Here is a 2,784-nt window from a genome sequence, read left to right as displayed (position 1 = left end):
CTGCTGGTCGCCGCCATTCGCGGTGCCCTGGCCCAGGTGCCCACGCTGGACCCCAAAGCGATTGAAGATGCTGTCATCGGCTGCTCCTTCCCCGAGGGCGAGCAGGGCATGAACATGGCGCGCATCGCCATGGGGCTGGTGTTCAACCACCCGGTGGGCGGCGTCACCGTCAACCGCTTCTGCGCCTCGGGCATCACGGCCATCCAGATGGCTGCCGACCGCATCCGCGTGGGCGAGGCCGACGTGCTGATCGCCGGCGGCGCCGAATCCATGAGCATGGTGCCGATGGGTGGCAACAAGCCGTCCTTCAACCCCGAGGTATTTGCGCGCGACGAAAACGTGGGCATCGCCTACGGCATGGGCCTGACGGCCGAGAAGGTGGCGCAGCAATGGAAGGTTTCACGCGAGGCGCAGGACGCCTTTGCGCTCGAATCGCACCTGCGCGCCATCAAGGCGCAGCAGGCAGGCGAGTTTGCCGACGAGATCACGCCCTTTGACGTGGTGGAGCGCAGCCCCGACCTGGCGACTGGCGAGGTCAACACCAAGACGCGCACGGTCAGCCTGGACGAAGGCCCGCGCCCCGACACCTCTCTCGAAGGCCTGGCCAGGCTCAAGCCCGTCTTCGCCGCGCGCGGCAGCGTCACGGCGGGCAACAGCAGCCAGACCAGTGACGGCGCGGGCGCGCTGATCCTGGCCAGCGAGAAGGCCGTCAGGCAGTTTGGCTTGACGCCGCTGGCGCGCTTCGTCAGCTACGCTGCGCGCGGCGTGCCGCCCGAGATCATGGGCATCGGCCCGATCGAGGCGATACCCGCCGCGCTGCGCTACGCCGGACTGAAGCACGACGACATCGGCTGGTACGAGCTGAACGAGGCCTTTGCCGCCCAGTCGCTGGCCGTCATCAACACGCTGGGGCTGGATGCAGCCAAGGTCAACCCCATGGGTGGTGCCATCGCCCTGGGCCACCCGCTGGGCGCCACGGGCGCCATTCGCGCGGCCACGGTGGTGCACGCGCTGCGCCGCCACCAACTGAAGTACGGCATGGTGACGATGTGCGTGGGCACGGGGCAGGGCGCGGCTGGCATTTTCGAGCGCGTGTAGCGCGCCGTTTCCTGATTCAAAAAAAATAGCGGCACACTCGCGCCATGACTTCGCACCAACGCATTCACCCCCTGGACGAGGCGCTGACGCTCTCGCCCGTCAACCCCGAAGTGGCCGGGCAATACACCGGCCGCACCACGCCCGCCTACTGGAACATGGTGGGGCCGTTTGGCGGCATCACCGCGGCCACGCTGCTGCATGCCGTCATGCAGCACCCTGACCGGCTGGGCGAGCCCCTGTCGCTCACCGTCAACTACGCAGGCGCGCTGGCCCGGGGGCCGTTCACGGTGCAGGCCACGCCGGTGCGCACCAACCGGTCCACCCAGCACTGGACGCTGTCCATCCTGCAGCCGGGTGCCGATGGCGCGCCGGTGGTCACCACCACGGCCACCGTGGTCACGGCCGCGCGGCGCGAGACCTGGGGCGCGGCCGACACGCCCATGCCGCATGTGCCCGCGCCCGCCCAGTGCAAGCAGGCCGAGCCGGCGTTTCGCTCCGAGTGGCTCAAGAGCTACGAGATGCGGCCCGTGACCGGCACGCTGCCCGAGCAGTGGGACGACAGCGGCGACACCAGCCTGTCGCAGCTGTGGATGCGCGACGCACCCGCGCGGGCGCTGGACTTTTGCGCGCTGGCCGCGCTGGCGGACTTGTTCTTCCCCCGCGTGTGGCTGCGCCGTGCGCGCCAGGTGCCGGCGGGCACGGTGTCCATCACGGTGTACTTTCATGCAGGTGCCGACCTGCTGGCACAGACCGGCACGGGCTACCTGCTGGGCCAGGCGCGGGCGCAGGAGTTTCGCAACGGCTTTTTTGACCAGACCGTGCAGCTGTGGAACGAGGCTGGCGCCATGCTGGCCACCAGCCACCAGATCGTCTATTACAAAGAATGACCCCCGGAGCCGCAGCCATGAGCACAACCAACGCAGACATCCTGATCCACGCCGAAGCAGGCGTGACCACCATTACCTTCAACCGGGTGGAGAAGAAAAACTCCATCACCACCGCCATGTACGCGCAACTGGCCGACGCCTTCGAGGCCGCGGCGCAGGACGCGTCGGTGCGCGTGGTGGTGCTGCAAGGCGACGCCACCATCTTCAGCGCGGGCAACGACATTGGCGACTTTCTGCAGCAGCCGCCCAGCACGCAAGACGCGCCGGTGTTCAGGTTCCTGCGCGCCATTGCCACCTTCCCCAAGCCGCTACTGGCCGCGGTGTGCGGCCCGGCCGTGGGCATTGGCACCACCATGCTGTTCCACTGCGATCTGGTCTATGCAGGAGACAACGCCGCATTTGCCATGCCCTTCGTCAACCTGGGCCTGTGCCCCGAGGCAGCCTCCAGCCTGATCGCGCCGCAGATGCTGGGTTACCACCGCGCCGCCGAGGCGCTCTTGCTGGGCGAACCCTTCATGGCCGAGGCGGCCCTGGAGGTGGGTTTTGTCAACCGCGTGGTGCCGCCCACCGAATGCAACGCCATCACCCAGGCCCAGGCGCGCAAGCTTGCGGCCAAGCCGCTGTCGGCGCTGATCGAGACCAAGCGCCTGCTGAAGCTGGGCCAGACCGCCCCCGTGCTGCAACGCATCGCCGAAGAGGGCGAAACTTTTGGCCGCATGCTGGCCGAACCCGCCGCCCGCGAAGCCTTCACCGCGTTCATGGAAAAGAGGAAGCCCGATTTCAGCGACTGCTGAAAGCG

3 protein-coding genes are annotated in these 2,784 nt (G+C 68.1%); all 3 read left to right on the top strand.

The window, feature by feature from the left end:
* Positions 1–1,098 (top strand): acetyl-CoA C-acyltransferase (locus AB7E35_RS14595; RefSeq protein WP_428167816.1); only part of this gene is annotated, 1,098 nt, incomplete at its 5' end.
* A 44-nt stretch (positions 1,099–1,142) separates the two neighbouring features.
* Entirely contained in the window at positions 1,143–1,985 is an 843-nt protein-coding gene (locus AB7E35_RS14590) for an acyl-CoA thioesterase (RefSeq protein ID WP_428164413.1), read from the top strand.
* 17 nt (positions 1,986–2,002) lie between these two features.
* A complete protein-coding gene (locus AB7E35_RS14585; protein ID WP_428164412.1) occupies positions 2,003–2,779 on the top strand; it encodes an enoyl-CoA hydratase in 777 nt (258 codons plus the stop codon).
* Positions 2,780–2,784: the final 5 nt, after the last annotated feature.

Source organism: Diaphorobacter sp. (assembly GCF_050251835.1).
GTDB lineage: Bacteria > Pseudomonadota > Gammaproteobacteria > Burkholderiales > Burkholderiaceae_C > JBFXIE01.
This window is presented reverse-complemented; position numbering and strand designations above follow the sequence as displayed.